Raw genomic sequence first — 16,548 nt, 5'->3', positions numbered from 1 at the left:
CCCTCCAAGCCTAAATACTCGTACATGACCGATAGCGAACTAGTACCGTGAGGGAAAGGTGAAAAGCACCCCGATTAGGGGAGTGAAACAGTACCTGAAACCGAATGCTTACAAGCAGTTGGAGCCTCTTTAGGGGGTGACAGCGTACCTCTTGCATAATGGGTCAGTGACTTAATTTATCATGCGAGCTTAAGCCGTTAGGTGTAGGCGCAGCGAAAGCGAGTCTGAATAGGGCGACAGAGTATGATGAATTAGACCCGAAACCCGGCGATCTATGCATGGCCAGGATGAAGGTGCGGTAACACGCACTGGAGGTCCGAACCGGTGAATGTTGAAAAATTCTCGGATGAGCTGTGCTTAGGGGTGAAAGGCCAATCAAGCCGGGAAATAGCTGGTTCTCCGCGAAATCTATTGAGGTAGAGCGTCGGATGTATGCCGATGGGGGTAGAGCACTGGATGGGCTAGGGCGGCGCGAGCTGTACCAAACCTAACCAAACTCCGAATACCATCGAGTCTTATCCGGCAGACAGACGGCGGGTGCTAAGGTCCGTCGTCAAAAGGGAAACAGCCCTAACCTACAGCTAAGGTCCCCAAGTCATCACTAAGTGGGAAAGCATGTGGGAATCCCAAAACAACCAGGAGGTTGGCTTAGAAGCAGCCATCCTTTAAAGAAAGCGTAACAGCTCACTGGTCTAAATAAGGGTTCCTGCGGCGAAGATGTAACGGGGCTAAAGTGATGCACCGAAGCTTAGGGTTCAGAATTTATTCTGAGCGGTAGCGGAGCGTTCCGTAGGCGAGTGAAGCGATCTGGTAATGGGTCGTGGACGTATCGGAAGTGCGAATGCTGACATGAGTAGCGACAAAGAGGGTGAGATGCCCTCTCGCCGAAAGACCAAGGGTTCCTGCGCAACGCTAATCGGCGCAGGGTGAGCCGGCCCCTAAGACGAGCCCGAAGGGGGTAGTCGATGGGAACCACGTTAATATTCGTGGGCCTGAAGATGTGTGACGGATTGCGGACGTTGTTCTTCCTTATCGGATTGGAAGGGCAGCCAAGTTGTCCCAGGAAATAGCCTCTTCATATAGACCGTACCCGAAACCGACACAGGTGGTCAGGTAGAGTATACCAAGGCGCTTGAGAGAAGTATCCTGAAGGAACTCGGCAAATTGCCTCCGTACCTTCGGAAGAAGGAGGCCCTGTATCGACGCAAGTCTTTGCAGGGGGCACAGGCCAGGGGGTAGCGACTGTTTAGCAAAAACACAGGACTCTGCTAAGTCGGCTTCAAGACGACGTATAGGGTCTGACGCCTGCCCGGTGCTGGAAGGTTAAGAGGAGGAGTGCAAGCTCCGAATTGAAGCCCCAGTAAACGGCGGCCGTAACTATAACGGTCCTAAGGTAGCGAAATTCCTTGTCGGGTAAGTTCCGACCTGCACGAATGGCGTAACGACTTCCCCACTGTCTCCAGGATATGCTCAGCGAAATTGAATTCTCCGTGAAGATGCGGAGTACCCGCGGTTAGACGGAAAGACCCCGTGCACCTTTACTGCAGCTTCAGAGTGGTATTAGGAAAGAGTTGTGTAGCATAGGTGGGAGGCTTTGAAGCGACGGCGCCAGCTGTCGTGGAGCCATAGGTGAAATACCACCCTGCTGTTTTCTGATATCTAACCTCGCACCGTTAGCCGGTGTAGGGACCCTCTGTGGCGGGTAGTTTGACTGGGGCGGTCGCCTCCTAAAGAGTAACGGAGGCGCGCGATGGTAGGCTCAGGACGGTTGGAAACCGTCTGCAAGAGTGCAATGGCATAAGCCTGCCTGACTGCGAGACTGACGAGTCGAGCAGAGACGAAAGTCGGTCATAGTGATCCGGTGGTCCCTCGTGGAAGGGCCATCGCTCAACGGATAAAAGGTACGCCGGGGATAACAGGCTGATGATTCCCAAGAGCTCATATCGACGGAATCGTTTGGCACCTCGATGTCGGCTCATCACATCCTGGGGCTGGAGCAGGTCCCAAGGGTTTGGCTGTTCGCCAATTAAAGTGGTACGTGAGCTGGGTTCAGAACGTCGCGAGACAGTTTGGTCCCTATCTGCCGTGGGCGTCGATACTTGAAAGGAGTTGCCCCTAGTACGAGAGGACCGGGGTGAACATACCTCTGGTGTACCTGTCATCCTGCCAAGGGTGCCGCAGGGTAGCTATGTATGGACGGGATAACCGCTGAAAGCATCTAAGCGGGAAGCCTCCCTTGAGATTAGGTATCTTCGAACCGTCGTAGACCACGACGTTGATAGGCCGGGTGTGGAAGTGCGGTAACGCATGGAGCTAACCGGTCCTAATAGTTCTGTTCGCGCTTGAGAATTCCACATCATCAATGACAGTCCTGCCAAAGGCAGACCGTCACGATGACGGACGAAACTCACCAGATACGCATCGATTTAAAACCTTGAACGCGCCTGCTTCATTGCTTGGTGACCATGGCGTCTGTGACCCACCCGATCCCATCTCGAACTCGGCCGTGAAACCAGACTGCGCCGATGGTACTAATGCCTAAGCATTGGAAGAGTAGGTCGTCGCCAGGCATTGAAGCCGGCGCGCTCAAGATAAAAACCCATTCACAACCTCAAAAGCCGCTGCCCGAAATCTCGGAGCGGCGGCTTTTTGGTCTCGGCGCTGCACCAAGCAGCCCAGCAAGACCAGTGTCGCGGGGTGGAGCAGTCCGGTAGCTCGTCAGGCTCATAACCTGAAGGTCGTTGGTTCAAATCCAACCCCCGCAACCACCGCTGTAGAACTCCTCAAGCCATTGAGATCATGGGCTGGTCCCTTCGTGGCCGCCAGGCCCACCATATGCGCCGGGTCCAGTTCGACTTCCGCCTCTACACCATCACCTTCTGGGTAGATCGCAATCCGCGTGATTAGAGCGGTTTCCACACGAACTGACTCGGCGGGGATGCCCTTTGCGGCGGCGTTGTGATTCAGACTTCGTGCTGGTGTCAGGAGGCCAGCATGGATGGCACGAACGCTTTCACAGGATCTCCGGGACAGGGTTGTTGCAGCGATTGATGGTGGCCTGAGTTGCCGTGCGGCGGCGGCCCACTTCGGTGTCAGCGTGTCGAGCGCGATCCGCTGGCGACGACTTGTCCTGGAGCATGGTCAGGCCCTGGCCAAGCCGCGCGGCGGTGACCGACATTCGGGCAAGATCGAAGCGCATAGCGGCTTCATTCGGGAATTGATCGCCGAACAGGGAGACATGACCCTGGTCGAGGTGCAGGCGCGGCTGATCGAGCGCGGCGCTCCCGTTGGGATCGGCACGGTGCATCGCTTCTTCGTGCGTCACGGGATCACGCGCAAAAAAAGACCGGGCACGCGATCGAGCAGGATCGCCCCGACGTCCTGAAGCAACGTCGGCATTGGTTCGACGGCCAGATCGACCTCGAACCCGAGCGCCTCGTCTTCATCGACGAGACTTGGACCGCCACCAACATGACCCGCAGCCACGGACGCTGCCCGAAAGGCGAACGGCTGCGGATGGGTTATCCGCACGGCCACCGCAAGACCACCACGCTGGTCGCGGGCCTGCGCATGGCCGGCATGGTCGCGCCGATGGTGCTCGACGGGCCGATCAACGGCGACTGGTTCGAAGCCTATGTAGCGCAGGTTCTGGTGCCCGAGCTGCAACCCGGCGACGCGGTCATCATGGACAACCTCTCGAGCCACAAGCGGGCGGCAGTGAAGGAGAGGATCGAAGCGGCCGGCGCAACCCTGCGTTTCCTCCCGCCATACAGCCCAGACTTCAACCCTATCGAGAAGGCTTTCTCCCGGCTCAAGGCCATGCTCCGCAAGGCGGGCGAGCGAACCGTCAGCGGGCTGTGGGACCTAATCGGAAGACTCGTCGACATCTTCCAACCCGATGAATGCGCCAACTACTTCAAATCGTGCGGCTATGAGCCAGAATGAACGGAAACCGCTCTAGCACAAACCTCGGCCCGCCCCACTGGCCGACTACAACGGTACGACAGAGAACTGCCCGCTTTCGGAAAGAAAACAAGAAAAGGTCGCGTTAGGCCGAGCCTACGCGATGGTCAGCAGCTACTGATAGGGCTGCCCCGCTCGATCAGACCATGCCATCACAAGATCTCCGTCATTTATGCCTAACGAAGGACGGTGATTATTCACACTGCAATGACCGTTATGGGGTGATGGTGACTACAGCTGACAGATAACGCTCAAGTGAAATTAATGTGTCGGTTAAGATCGTGCGCCATTACCAATCGAATCGAGCTTTTCGGCAAGCTCGGTGAGACGAAACGGTTTAACCAATCGTGGAACGTCGGCATCGATGCCTTCGATTTCGGCATAGCCTGACGCGATCAAAACTGGCAAATCGGGCCTTTCCCTGCGAAGTTCCTGTATCAGTTCGATGCCTGAAAGACCGGGCATGAGGTGATCGGTCACCAGCATATCGAAACGAAGACCCTGAGCAACAAGGCGCAGAGCGTCTTCGGCAGAGCCGGCTTCGACTACCAGGTAACCCAGGTCACTAAGCAGATCAGCGGTGCTCATGCGGATAAGGAATTCGTCATCCACCAGCAGGACCGTTCCTCGCTCCGGCCCGACCTCTGGCATGCCGGCGACTTCGACATCGGGCGCAGACTGCTCGCTCGCTGGCAGGAATAAGTCGATCCGAGTTCCACTGCCGACCGCACTCTCGATGGACAGCGCCCCTCCTAGCTGTGCAGCGAGACCATGGACCATGGACAGCCCGAGACCGGTACCCTGTCCGATACCTTTCGTGCTGAAAAATGGCTCTACTGCGCGGGCCAATGTGGCGTCATCCATCCCCTCACCCGTGTCGGTGATAGACACGCAAATATAATCGCCCGCATTCAAGTCCGAGCGTGATCCAGTGGCGATGTTGATCGGATGGGCTCGGATCGACAAATCTCCGCCATCCCTCATGGCATCGCGCGCATTCACGGCTAGGTTCAAAATGGCCATCTCGACCTGGTTCTCATCCGCCGTTGCAGCAGGAAGGTTATCAGCCACGTCGAAGGACAGACGGATGCGTGGTCCCAGCGTACTGGCGACAAGATCGACCATACCTTCTATTAGTCGGCCCATGTCGACTGCCGTAGCTTGCAAAGGTTGACGACGCGCGAAGGCAAGCAATCGCTGAACTAACGTGCGCGCCCGCTCTGCCGATTGCATAGCGCCATCGATAAGGCGCACGTCGCGTTCGTCGCCCACCCCCTTGCGCTGTAATCGGTCAAGCGATCCAATGATGGGGGTAAGCAGATTGTTGAAGTCGTGCGCTACACCGCCCGTCAGTTGACCCATCGCTTCCATCTTTTGCGACTGGCGCAGTGCTTCCTGAGCAATCTTCAGGTCCGAGATGTCCCGACCCTCGGCCACCAGCCAGATCGGTTCGTGCTCGCTGTTCTGTACCGGCTTCAAAGAAAAATCGACTGTAGCGCGGACATCACCGGTCCCACGCATTTCGTACTCGGCACGGACAGTCTCGCCAGCGGCGGCGCGTTTGATACCTTCCTGGATCGCGTTCTGAAGTTCGAGGTTGTCGCGCATCGGCGCGGCTGTCCAGAACGGCTTGCCCACGATGTCGCGCAGCTCGATGCCACTCCACGTCAGCGCGGTTCTGTTCACCTCGACGATCCTGCCGTCCGGGGTAAGCAAAGCCATGAACTGGAGCGCCGAGTCGAAGATCCCGCGAAACCGGCGCTGGCTTTCGCTTAATTCGGCCGTTCGCTCCGTAACGCGTCGTTCCAGGTTGTCGTTGAGTTCGCGCAGGCGAACCTCGTCGGCTTTGCGTGCGGTAATATCGATTGCTGTTCCGACCACGCGGATGCATTTGCCTTCGGGAGTGAACCGGCCGCGACCCTTGGCAGCGACCCAGCGAGTGATACCATCTTCTTTCCCGATGGTACGATATTCGACATCGTACAAGGCGCGCCGGTGCGGGTTGCAGGCTGCGGCAAACGCCTCCTCCACTTCCTCCCGATCGTCAGGATGCAGGCCGTTGAAGAAGTCCTCCAACGTTACCGGAACCTCGGCCGATATACCGAACATCGCCTTCAATACCGGGGGCCAGATGAGCACATCATTCTCGATGTCGACGTCCCAGAACCCAACATCGGCCGCCTCCGTCGCCAGACGGAGCCGTTCCTCATTGTCCTGGATGCGCCGCTCGGCTTCCCGGCGCTCGTCGATGTCGATCACCGATCCGACGTAGCCGTGATATTCACCGGCGTCGCTGAATCGCGCGGCAGCCGCATCGATAACCCAGCGATACACGCCGTCCGCGCGTCGAAGTCTGAAGTCGACGCGGTAATCGCGCTGCTCAGCGTTTGCGGCAATAAAGGCTTCTTCGGCAGCCGGACGATCGTCTGGATGGACCGCCGCAAGCCAGCCATAGGCCTCGCCCGCACCAAGCGACTGGCCAGTAAATTCATACCATCGCGCGTTGAGATGCGTGCAATAGCCCGTTGGATCGGTAACCCACATCATCACCGGGGCGCGATCCGCCATGTTGCGGAAGCGCGCCTCGCTCTCGTGAAGGGCGATCAACCGCGCGCGAGCTTCATATTGGCGTCGCCGCGCCCGCAATCCGGACTGCGCCAGGCTAATCAGGGTGGTCGGGTGAAACGGACGTTCGAGAAAGGTGACATTCCCCAGCAGCCCCAGATACCGGGCTGCCGCCGGGTTGCGTTCAAGCCCCCCACCGCGATTGGTGATCAGGATGAAGGGCAGATCGGACCATTCTTCCTGATCAGCAATCCATTCCGACAGGCGCTGGAGATCGGCGGTGGCGACGGCTTCCTCGGTCACCACAATAAAGGCAGCGCCCGCATTCAATTCCGAGATGACCGCGTCGAGGTCAGCGCATGGCGCCGCCTCGACACTCGCTTCGCGAAGCATGCCGACCGCTATTGTCGCATCGCGCCCCCGCGGCGCAAAGACCAGTCCGCGTTCCGAAAGCGTTGTGTGTTTCACGCGTCGCTGCGCTTGAGCAGATCGGCGTCGCCCGAGAGGACGGGTGTCCCCTTCAGCACGCCCTGAAAGCCGGTCAGCGGAGCCCCCAGAGTTACTCCGCGGCCGCCGATCTGATACTCGCGAATCGTATCTTCATGCGCTCCGCTTCGCTTCTTGATGACAGATATGGCCCGCCTGATGCGCCCTGCCGCTTCGAAATAGCGCAGCAACATCACCGTGTCGGCTAGATAGGTCACGTCGACCGGCGCACTCATCGTCCCGACCAGGCCATGCTGGGCCACGGTCAAGAATGTGCTGACACCCTGGCGGTTGAGGTACTGAAGCATTTCATGCAGGTGGAGCACCAGCGCGCTCTCACCGGGCATTGACGCTTGATATCCGTTGAGGCTGTCGATGATGACGGTCTGGGCACCGTGGACCTCCACGCACTCTCGCACGCGATGCGACAATTCCCCCGGCGTCAACTCTGCTGCATCGACCTGTTCGAGCACGAGGGTCTTGTTCTCGACCATTTCCTCAAGATTGACGCCCAGCCCGCGAGCGCGATCGATCAGCAGGCCTATCTCCTCGTCAAAAACGAACATCGCCGTGCGTTCTCCGCGCGCCACCGCGCTCTGGACGAAAGACAGCGTCAGCAGCGACTTTCCGGTGCCCGCCGGGCCGAGGATGAGGACACTCGATCCTCGCTCGATTCCGCCACCAAGAAGCGCATCGAGCTCCACGGACCCACTCGACACCGGCTCGCGCGAGATTGACTTCTTGTGTTCGGCCGAAACGAGACGAGGAAAAACGCGAACCCCGCCATGCTCGATGGCGAAATCGTGAAAACCCCCGCGGAACCGCCGGCCGCGATACTTGATGACGCGAAGGCGCCGGCGCTCGGAGCCATATTCGGGAGAAAGTTCCTCAAGCCGGATAACGCCGTGGGCCACGCTGTGAACCGTCTTGTCGAGCGTCTCAGTGGTCAGGTCATCAAGCATGAGCACCGTCGTGTCCAGGCGCGCGAAATAATGCTTGAGGGCCAGGATCTGACGGCGATAGCGAAGGGAGCTTTGGGCGAGAAGGCGTATTTCGGACAGGCTGTCGAGCACGACGCGATCGGGCTTCACCCGCTCGAACGCCTTGAATATCCTCCTGGTCGTTTCGCCGAGCTCCAGATCGGAAGAGTAGAGCAAGCTCTGCTGCTGCTCCTCGTCGAGCAGACTCTCGGGCGGAACCAGCTCGAAAATCTCGACATCGTCCAATGCCCAGCCATGCGAATCCGCCGTCCCGCGAAGCTCGTCCTCGGTTTCGGACAATGTAATATAAAGCGTCCGCTCGCCCGCCGCCGAACCGGCCATCAGAAATTGCGCGGCGATGGTGGTCTTGCCAGTCCCGGGACTTCCTTCGAGCAGGAAAACGCGGCCCCGCGCCAATCCGCCATTTAAAACATCATCGAGGCCCGAAATGCCGGTCGCTGCATCTGCAGGTCGATCTTCATGCAAAATATGTCTCCTGCTCATACAAACGGACTCGTCGGACGCCCCTAGCACAGCATAGCAAGTGTTTCAGCCATGCTTGTTGCCGGTTATCCCCTTGGCTTTATGAACGAAACTGCCCCATAACTCGAGAGATATCCGAGCTCACCGCAGGCGCACTTTTGGATAGGACACGCAAGGGGCCAGCCGTGATCGTATGGCGGCCTTCGGGACGCGAATAGCGCAACTGGATCGGCGGAGATTGGAGCGCATCGTCGCTAGACGGCTTCGCGCTGAACGAGTGGCCGGTTCGAGCGGACGCTGCCGTTCAAAGCCCGAGCGGCGAACGGCGGAAATTGGTCGGCAGACGCCCCCCCGCCATCTCTCGCCGACTATGAAACGTTCTTCAGATGGCCAGTCTGGCCAATGGAGAATGATCTTGGAAATGCATGAAGCCGAACCCACCGCCGTCAAGCGCCCGGTCCGGAATGCGGGAAGAACTGTCGGCGCGAAGCGTGCCCTGAAACCAAAGCAAGTTTGGGAAATCCGGTTCCACCTCAATCGACGGTAAGCTGCGCGGCTGCGACCTCGTTCAGGTGAAGATCGGCCACCAGGTTAGTGGCGGGCAGATCCGAACCCGTGCAATCGTTATGCAGCAGAAGACAGGTCGGCCCGTTCAATTCGATTGCTCCCCGATGCTCGTTCCAGTCTGTTGGCGTGGCTCGATCGGCGAGGCGGAACGGTGGACGATTACGTGTTTCCTGGCCGAGTTGGTCACAGCAACCATCTGAGCACTCGCCAGTATGCCAGACTCGTGGATGAATGGGTGACTGGGGTAGGTCTGATGCGCAGCGAGTATGGCACGCACTCACTTCGCCGAACGAAGGCGTCGATCATCTACAGGGCGACCGGTAACCTTCGCGCCGTCCAGATCCTTCTTGGTCACAGCAAGATCAAGAAAACGGTGCGCTATCTCGGGATTGACGTGGAAGATGCGCTTGCCCTTGCCAAGAACACCGGGATCTGGGTCTTTTAGCCCCCCGCCTCGGCGAGGGGCTATCCTCTCTACGCTTGGCACTTTGCTGCCGTTCTCCTGCGATGTGTCGAACGTCGGGTTCCGCCAAAAGCGAGCGCGCAAAAAGTAGTCTGGACCCGATCCGCGATCGCCATACAGGCCAGCAGCTATGATGATGGCTGCATCAAACAGGCCGGACACACGGAAGCACCTGAACCGGCGCGCGAAGAAACCTCGTAAACCTCCCTTGTATCTGAAAGGACGTCAACACACGGACAATCAACTCTAACCCGAACCGATCGGCATAAAGACAGCAACTGGGCCGGGAGCCGCCTCGGCTGAGATCGGCCGCGAACGGCGGCTTAGCCTCGCTTCTGGAAAATTCCTGCCATGCAGGAATCGACCCCGTTCCCGAAATCATCGGGCTGCTAGAAGGCGCGCGGATCCCTGCTACTGCTCCCAAGTTCGATAATTTTCGAATTATAGATTGACGTGCTTCTACCAGTCGGTATTTCGATATCCGTCGAAAGGTGGCACCGATGAATGAACTCAACACACAAGAATGGGCGATCGATGCGCTTGGTGCACTTGCACACGAGACACGGCTTTCTGTGTTCCGGATGCTGGTCAAGGCTGGTCCCGACGGCATGATCGCCGGGGCGATAGCCGAGCACTCTGAGGTTCCCCCCTCTACCATGTCACATCACCTCGCCACGCTGGAGCGCGCCGGGCTGGTGCAATCAGAGCGTGAGAGCCGCCTGATCCACTACCGCGCCGATTATCCCGGAATGCGACGCTTGCTGACCTTCCTGATGCAGGATTGCTGCCAGGGCGCGCCAGAGATGTGCGGCGATCTGATGGCGGGTGTCAGCTGCGAACCCCTGAACTGATGCCTTTCGATGACTGATGCTCCGTTCACCGTGCTGGTGCTGTGCACTGGCAATTCCGCCCGCTCGATCCTTGGCGAGGCTGTGTTCAATCAGCTGGGCGAAGGCCGCGTGCGGGCTTTCAGCGCAGGGAGCAAGCCCAAGGGCGCGGCGCATCCCAGCGCGCTCAGGCTGCTGACGCGGCGCGAGATCGATACGGCGGGGTTCCGGTCCAAGAGCTGGGACGAATTCACCGCTCCAGGCGCGCCGCAAATCGACCTTGCCATCACGGTCTGTGGCAATGCGGCGGGCGAGGCGTGTCCGGTGTTCCTCGGCAGCCCGTTGAAGGCGCATTGGGGTCTGCCAGACCCGGCCGATGTCACCGGCAGCGAGGCCGAGGTCGATGCCGCTTTCGAGGAGACTTGGCGATTGCTGGAGATGCGGGTGCGGGCTTTCCTTGCACTTAACCGAGCGAGCATGGATAAACCCGCTTTGCAGGCTGCGCTTGCCAAAATCGGCGCGATGGAAGGCGTCGCGTGATGAGCGCCGAGGCCTCTCCGCTCGGCCTGTTCGAGCGTTATCTGTCGGTCTGGGTGTTGCTGGCCATCGTTGCAGGGCTCGGGCTGGGCCTCGTCGCAACTGATGCGGTGGGAGTGCTGGCGGGGTTGGAATATGCCTCCGTCAATCTGGTGGTTGCGGTGCTGATCTGGGCGATGATCTTTCCGATGATGGTGGGCGTCGATTTCGGCAGTATCCGCGATATCGGCAGGAAGCCCAAGGGGCTGGTGATCACGCTCGCGATCAACTGGCTGATCAAGCCCTTCACCATGGCCGCGCTCGCTGTGCTGTTCTTTGACGATCTCTATGCGGACCTGCTTCCGCGCACCGACGCGCAGGAGTATATCGCCGGCTTGATCCTGCTGGGCGCGGCACCATGCACCGCGATCGTTTTCGTGTGGTCGCAGATGACGCGGGGCGACCCGGCCTATACGCTGGTGCAGGTGTCGGTAAACGATCTGGTGATGATTGTCGCCTTCGCGCCACTGGTGGCGCTGCTGCTGGGCGTGACCGAGATTGTTGTGCCGTGGGAGACGCTGCTGTTGTCGGTGGCGCTATACGTCGTCATCCCATTGGTGGCAGGGGCGCTGACCCGCTCCCGCGTGATTGCTAGCCACGGCGGCGATGCGGCGGCGGTCGACGCCTTTACCGCGCGCCTCAAGCCGTGGTCGATCATCGGCCTCTTGGCGACGGTGGTGCTGCTGTTCGCCTTTCAGGCCGGGACGATCATCGCCAATCCCTTGCTGATCGCGCTGATCGCGGTGCCGATCATCATCCAGTCCTACGGCATCTTCGCGGCCGCTTATGCATGGGCCTATGCATGGCGGGTGCCGCACGCGGTTGCCGCGCCCTGTGCGCTGATCGGTACCTCGAACTTTTTCGAGCTCGCCGTCGCGGTCGCCATCGGCCTGTTCGGCCTGTCGAGCGGGGCCGCGCTGGCTACGGTCGTCGGCGTGCTGGTCGAGGTGCCGGTAATGCTCTCGCTTGTCGCCTTCGCCAATCGCACTCGCTCCCGCTTTCCCTGAGAGGCGGTATGACCGAACACACCCGCCTGCGCACCCTGTCCGACTCCGCGCACCTGCCTGCGCTGAGGCTCGACTATGTCCATGCCCGCCCGGCGCTGGGCCTCGGCCCGATGGCCCCGCCGCCGCGCGTGCTGCTGCTTTATGGCTCGCTCCGCGAACGCTCCTTCTCGCGCCTTGCGGTGGATTAAGCGGCGCGGCTGCTGCAATTCTTCGGGTGCGAGACCCGTATTTTCCGTCCGACCTGTCGCTGCCCGATCAGTATCCAGGCGAAGACCATCCTGCGGTGCATGAACTGCGAGAAACTTCCTTGTGGTCGGAAACGCAGGTGTGGTGCAGCCCGAAACGCCACGGCACGATCACCGGCATCATCAAGGCGCAGATCGATCACCTAGCGCTCGCCTACAAGGGCCTACGCCCGAGCCAGGGCCGCACCCTCGCGGTAATGCAGGTCAATGCCGGATCTCAGAGTTTCAACACGGTCAACACGCTGCGCATTCTCGGTCGCTGAATGCGGATGTTCACGATCCCCAACCAGTCTTCAGTCCCAAGCCATTCGAGGAGTTTGACGAGGCCGGACGAATGAAGCCATCGAGCTGTTACGACCGGATCGTCGACGTGATGGAAGAACTGGTTCGCCCCACAGTGCTGCTGCGCCCGCACGCCGAGCAGTTGGTTGATCGCTATTCCGAGCTGGTCGAACGCGATCAGCCCGTCGAGACGCCAGCGGACAGGGCCGGCATTACCTCAGGTCTATAAGCGGACAGGCAACTAATCACCCCGCTTCGGTCATGAGCGTGGCCGATCGAGGATCCCAATAGCAGCCTGGCGGCTTTCAGCGGAAGCAGACGTTTATTCCCCTGTATGGGAACGACCGCCTCTGGTCGGTGGCAGTCGGCAGCGTATCGAAGCGAGGTGTGGATAAGGTCAGGTGGATCTTTGGCCGTGTACACTGTTGCTTCATTCTTACTCGAATGGCTGCTTGTCACGATTGGGTGATCGCGGCGCGCAAATGCAAACTGCCAAAGGAGCGCAATCCGCGAGAACGCTTTTGCCAACGTTCCAGCCTTTCAAGGCTCGAAGCATCGTATCCAGAGCTTGGCATACATTCATCGGTTGCCGAACCAGACCGTGTGGTTGGGCCCGGCACCTCCTTGCCGCTTCCAGACGCCACGCCGGACGTAAGCTGTTGCCAGGAGCCGACACTCGGCGACCGCCATGACGACATCTGAGCAGAGCAAAGCTGGTCCAATTGCTGCCCCTGATTGATCCTCCGTTGCACGTCCGCTTTAGGCATCCAAGCCCAGACCTGCAAATTAGCAAGCCGGACAAGAGCCGTCATAATCGAACCCGTGTTCTACAACGACCAAATCGCTCCCTCTAAGCCAATCTCTTCAAGCACTAGCAGCAACCCGCCTAGCGGCCAATCTTGATACACTGCTTAGACAACCTCGGCAGGTGAGGACGGAATGTCTGCGAACGAACCAATCGCGTGTACGACCGACCGTGGGCCTTATCGACCGCGCGTGTATCGGCGTTCGCCGGATCAGGGTTCGCGATCCGCTATGCCTATGAATATCGCAGCGACAGCGACCAATGGTGCCGCGCCTATGACAACGAGAACTGGAAATTCGGCGGCGACGGTCTCGTGATTGAGCGCTGCGCCAGCATCAGCGAAATGCCGATCGTACCGGAGGAGAAGACGCTGCTCTGGCCGTTGCGAAGGTGGCCCGATCGTCATACGCGGCTTTCCGACTCTGCCTTTGACGGGGACAGGTGACTGCGTTCTCCGGGCGGGACAGGAGCGGCAAACCGGATCGACCGGCGCATTTCTCCCTCGCTCGGATCGGTGCGTTCGATGCCGTCAGGCTGCCCCAGACATGGTGCGCGACCCATAATGCGTTCTGGGGCGTTACGTTACCATGCACATGCACCACACGCGCAAGGGGCGCGGTAAGCCCCTTCTTCTCGTCCATGGCCTGGGGGGAAGCATTCGTTCCTGGGACACGATCTCGCCAGCGCTTGCCCTGGAAAGGGAGGTCATCGCCGTGGACCTGCCCGGCCATGGGCAGACCCCTGCGGAAAGTGACAGCGGGACGTTCGCCGGACTGGCGCGCAGCCTCGACGAATGGCTGGGGTCGGAAGATCTGGCGGGGATCGACATGGTCGGCAGCTCGATGGGTGCGCGCGTGGTGCTCGAAATGGCGCGGCGAGGCCGTGCTGGCGCCGTCGTTGCGCTCGATCCGGGCGGTTTCTGGCAGGGGTGGGAGCGCAAATTCTTCCAGACCACCATAACCGCCTCGATCGCTCTGGTGCGGACGCTTCAACCCGTACTGCCCTCCCTTGCCGGGAATGTGGCGGCACGAAGCGCGCTGATGTTTCAGCTGTCGGCAAGACCGTGGGATCTGAATCCCATGCTGGTTTCGAATGAATTGCGGTCGTTCGCCGACACGCCGACATTCGGCGCGCTCGTTGAGGATCTTGCCAACGGCAGCGCACAGCAGGGTCCGGCACAAGGATCCTCGCCGGTGGTCATCGGCTGGGGGCGAAAGGATCGCCTGTGCCTGCCCCGGCAAGCGAAACGCGCGATGAAAGCCTTTCCCGGAGCGAAGCTTCACTGGTTCGAGCGAAGCGGGCATTTCCCGATGTGGGACCAGCCGCAGGAAGCGGTCCGCGTCATCCTGGACGCCACGGTCAGCCCGGCACGGGCCTGACTGCCGGACGCGGACTTCCAACTGCGGACCGAGTGCGCCGTTCGCGTCAGGCAGCGGCCTGATCGTCCCAGCCGCCGACGTCATGCCCGCCGAATATCATTCGCCGCGTAGCGCGTGAGGTCAGCGAGGCACTGAAGCCCGGCCTGGGCGCGCTTGCCGCATCGAGCCGGGAGAGCTGGTCCGCGCTGAGGTCAAGCTCTGCCGCGGCGATGTTGCTTTCCAGCTGCTCGACCTTGCTCGCACCGACCAGCGTCGAGGCGACGCCCGCACGCGCCAGCGTCCAGGCGAGCGCGACCTGCGCCACCGGGCGATCGATTTCTTGCGCGACGGTCCGGGCCACGTCCAGGATGTCCCAGTTGCGCGGGGTGAACTTGCTGTCGCCAAAGGGATTCGCGCCGCTCAGTCGCCCGGTATCCGATGTGTCGTCGCGCTGATATTTGCCCGTCAGGAAGCCGCCGGCCAGCGGGCTCCACGGCATGATGCCCATGCCGCCGTCGCGCGCGGCGGGGAAATGCTCGGCCTCGACATCGCGGGCGACCAGCGAATATTCAAGCTGCATCGCGATCGGGCCGGGCACCCCGCGCTCCGCCGCGATGGTGGCCGCCTTGCAGCCTACCCAGGCCGGCATGTCGGAAAAGCCGTAATAGCGGATCCTGCCCGACCGGACGAGGTCGCCCATGGTCTGCACGATTTCCTCGACCGGGGTCACGCCGTCCCCGACATGCATCCAGTACAGGTCGATATGATCGGTGCGAAGCCGTTCGAGCGATGCGTCCAGTGCGCGATATATGTTCTTCGACCCCGCGCCGCCCGCATTCGGATTGCCGCCGCCGCCCTGCGATCCGGACAGCGGGCTGGCCGATCCGTTGAAGCCGAACTTGGTGGCCAGCACGATCTCGTCGCGTGAGCCGGTGTCTGCGATGAACTTGCCGACCAGGCGCTCGCTTTCGCCGCCGGAATAGATGTCGGCGGTATCGATGAAATTGCCGCCAGCCTCGCGATAGGCATCGAAGATGGCCCGCGAACTCGTCTCGTCCGCTCCCCATTTGCCCGGCCCGAAGGTCATGGTGCCAAGCGCCATCGGGCTGACGACAAGGCCGGAGTGGCCCAGGGTGCGGAAATCGGTGAGGGACATGGCAGGACTTTCGTAGCGTTCGATATGAAAAGAGTGGGTTCGATCTGGACGGATGTCAAATCATTTCGTAACAAGCGCTATGGAATCCGGAACCGATCCAAGGCGCAAAAGCGGGCGGCCGCTGTCGTTCGACCGCGACGACGTGCTTGAAAAGGCGATGCTGATGTTTTGGCGGCACGGCTATGAGACCACGCCGATCAGCGATCTGACGCGCGCCATGGGGATTACCGCGCCCAGCCTGTACGCGGCGTTCGGGGACAAGAAGCACCTCTTTCTCGAAGCTGTCCGGCGCTATGCAGGCGATCCCGACGTGATGGACACGGCGATCGATGCGGCGCCCACCGCTTTCGAGGCGGCCCGGTCGATCCTTTCCGGCGCGGCCGCGACATTCACGGGGGCGGATACGCCGCCGGGATGCCTGCTCGCCAGCGCGACCGCCAGCGGTTCGGCCGCTTCGGCCGATGTGCAGGCCGAAGTTGCCCGCTATCGCCGCCGGCTGCGCGATGGGCTGAAAGCGCGGATCGAACGCGACATCGCGGACGGGCTGATCGATGCCCGTGCCGATGCGTCGGCGCTGGCCGATCTGGCGGTCGCCGTGATGCAGGGACTGTCCGTCATGGCCCGTGACGGGGCGGGCAGGGAAGCGCTGCAAAGCGTCGTCGATGCCTCCATGCGCGCGTGGCCCGCCGCGCCGGGTGATTGATCGTCCGCGCGGTTCCATACGCGCCCCCGTGACAGCCGCCCGCCCTGGCGGCCGATCAAGGCCATGGGCAAAGCCGGGGCCC

Annotated in this window: 10 protein-coding genes, 1 tRNA gene, 2 rRNA genes and 2 pseudogenes (1 of these 15 running past the window's edge); 12 read left to right on the top strand and 3 right to left on the bottom strand. The window is 60.6% G+C overall.

Annotation, left to right across the window (positions count from 1 at the left end):
- From A9D14_RS13065 to A9D14_RS13050, 4 genes are all read left to right on the top strand, one after another.
- Positions 1-2,347 (top strand): 23S ribosomal RNA (locus A9D14_RS13065) (it extends 446 nt beyond the left edge of the window).
- A gap of 108 nt (positions 2,348-2,455) precedes the next feature.
- A 5S ribosomal RNA gene (rrf, locus tag A9D14_RS13060) occupies positions 2,456-2,570 on the top strand.
- A gap of 121 nt (positions 2,571-2,691) precedes the next feature.
- Positions 2,692-2,768: transfer RNA gene (locus A9D14_RS13055), tRNA-Met, on the top strand.
- A 230-nt stretch (positions 2,769-2,998) separates the two neighbouring features.
- A protein-coding gene (locus tag A9D14_RS13050; RefSeq protein ID WP_087910519.1) for an IS630 family transposase occupies positions 2,999-3,945 on the top strand; the annotation gives its coding sequence in 2 pieces (ribosomal slippage) (positions 2,999-3,335 and positions 3,335-3,945; 948 coding nt in all).
- Between the two features lie 291 nt (positions 3,946-4,236).
- Here the strand turns inward: A9D14_RS13050 and A9D14_RS13045 are convergent.
- Positions 4,237-6,921 (bottom strand): PAS domain-containing sensor histidine kinase, encoded by a 2,685-nt coding sequence (locus A9D14_RS13045; RefSeq protein ID WP_087910518.1) that lies wholly within the window; start codon positions 6,919-6,921, stop codon positions 4,237-4,239.
- A gap of 71 nt (positions 6,922-6,992) precedes the next feature.
- Positions 6,993-8,480 carry an ATPase domain-containing protein gene (locus tag A9D14_RS13040; protein WP_415877336.1) on the bottom strand — a complete coding sequence of 496 codons (1,488 nt, stop codon included), beginning with the start codon at positions 8,478-8,480 and terminating at the stop codon, positions 6,993-6,995.
- 412 nt (positions 8,481-8,892) lie between these two features.
- On the opposite strand from A9D14_RS13040, the pseudogene A9D14_RS13035 reads away from it, so the two are divergent.
- From A9D14_RS13035 to A9D14_RS13005, 7 genes and pseudogenes are all read left to right on the top strand, one after another.
- Positions 8,893-9,489, top strand: a pseudogene (locus A9D14_RS13035) (tyrosine-type recombinase/integrase).
- 518 nt (positions 9,490-10,007) lie between these two features.
- A complete protein-coding gene (locus tag A9D14_RS13030) occupies positions 10,008-10,358 on the top strand; it encodes an ArsR/SmtB family transcription factor (protein WP_066847213.1) in 351 nt (116 codons plus the stop codon).
- A gap of 9 nt (positions 10,359-10,367) precedes the next feature.
- A complete protein-coding gene (locus tag A9D14_RS13025; protein ID WP_066847211.1) occupies positions 10,368-10,874 on the top strand; it encodes an arsenate reductase ArsC in 507 nt (168 codons plus the stop codon).
- Positions 10,874-11,917 carry an ACR3 family arsenite efflux transporter gene (arsB, locus tag A9D14_RS13020; RefSeq protein ID WP_066847208.1) on the top strand — a complete coding sequence of 348 codons (1,044 nt, stop codon included), beginning with the start codon at positions 10,874-10,876 and terminating at the stop codon, positions 11,915-11,917. Before A9D14_RS13025 ends, arsB begins: the two co-directional genes overlap by 1 nt.
- Before the next feature lie 8 nt (positions 11,918-11,925).
- A pseudogene (gene arsH, locus A9D14_RS13015) lies at positions 11,926-12,673 on the top strand (arsenical resistance protein ArsH).
- A 733-nt stretch (positions 12,674-13,406) separates the two neighbouring features.
- Positions 13,407-13,694, top strand: coding sequence for a DUF1348 family protein (locus tag A9D14_RS13010; protein WP_066847206.1), 288 nt, complete (start codon positions 13,407-13,409; stop codon positions 13,692-13,694).
- Positions 13,695-13,836: 142 nt separating this feature from the next.
- Positions 13,837-14,628, top strand: a complete 792-nt coding sequence (locus tag A9D14_RS13005; RefSeq protein ID WP_066847201.1) for an alpha/beta fold hydrolase — start codon at positions 13,837-13,839, stop codon at positions 14,626-14,628.
- Between the two features lie 46 nt (positions 14,629-14,674).
- Here A9D14_RS13005 and A9D14_RS13000 read toward each other — a convergent pair whose 3' ends face one another.
- Positions 14,675-15,763: an aldo/keto reductase gene (locus A9D14_RS13000; RefSeq protein ID WP_066847192.1), complete on the bottom strand. Its 1,089-nt coding sequence runs from the start codon at positions 15,761-15,763 to the stop codon at positions 14,675-14,677.
- A gap of 79 nt (positions 15,764-15,842) precedes the next feature.
- Here A9D14_RS13000 and A9D14_RS12995 point away from each other — a divergent pair, with 79 nt between their 5' ends.
- A complete protein-coding gene (locus tag A9D14_RS12995) occupies positions 15,843-16,466 on the top strand; it encodes a TetR/AcrR family transcriptional regulator (protein ID WP_066847189.1) in 624 nt (207 codons plus the stop codon).
- Positions 16,467-16,548: the final 82 nt, after the last annotated feature.

The organism is Croceicoccus marinus, assembly GCF_001661675.2.
GTDB lineage: Bacteria > Pseudomonadota > Alphaproteobacteria > Sphingomonadales > Sphingomonadaceae > Croceicoccus > Croceicoccus marinus.
Note: the sequence above shows the minus strand (reverse complement) of the source record. Positions and strands in the feature narration are given on the sequence as shown.

Bases quoted from the DNA above. Each gene is read 5' to 3' on its own strand.
- A9D14_RS13045 (WP_087910518.1), bottom strand. From the start codon at position 6,921: ATGCTTCGCGAAGCGAGTGTCGAGGCGGCGCCATGCGCTGACCTCGAC.
- A9D14_RS13030 (WP_066847213.1), top strand. From the start codon at position 10,008: ATGAATGAACTCAACACACAAGAATGGGCGATCGATGCGCTTGGTGCA.
- A9D14_RS13025 (WP_066847211.1), top strand. From the start codon at position 10,368: ATGACTGATGCTCCGTTCACCGTGCTGGTGCTGTGCACTGGCAATTCC.
- arsB (WP_066847208.1), top strand. From the start codon at position 10,874: ATGAGCGCCGAGGCCTCTCCGCTCGGCCTGTTCGAGCGTTATCTGTCG.
- A9D14_RS13005 (WP_066847201.1), top strand. From the start codon at position 13,837: ATGCACATGCACCACACGCGCAAGGGGCGCGGTAAGCCCCTTCTTCTC.
- A9D14_RS13000 (WP_066847192.1), bottom strand. From the start codon at position 15,763: ATGTCCCTCACCGATTTCCGCACCCTGGGCCACTCCGGCCTTGTCGTC.
- A9D14_RS12995 (WP_066847189.1), top strand. From the start codon at position 15,843: ATGGAATCCGGAACCGATCCAAGGCGCAAAAGCGGGCGGCCGCTGTCG.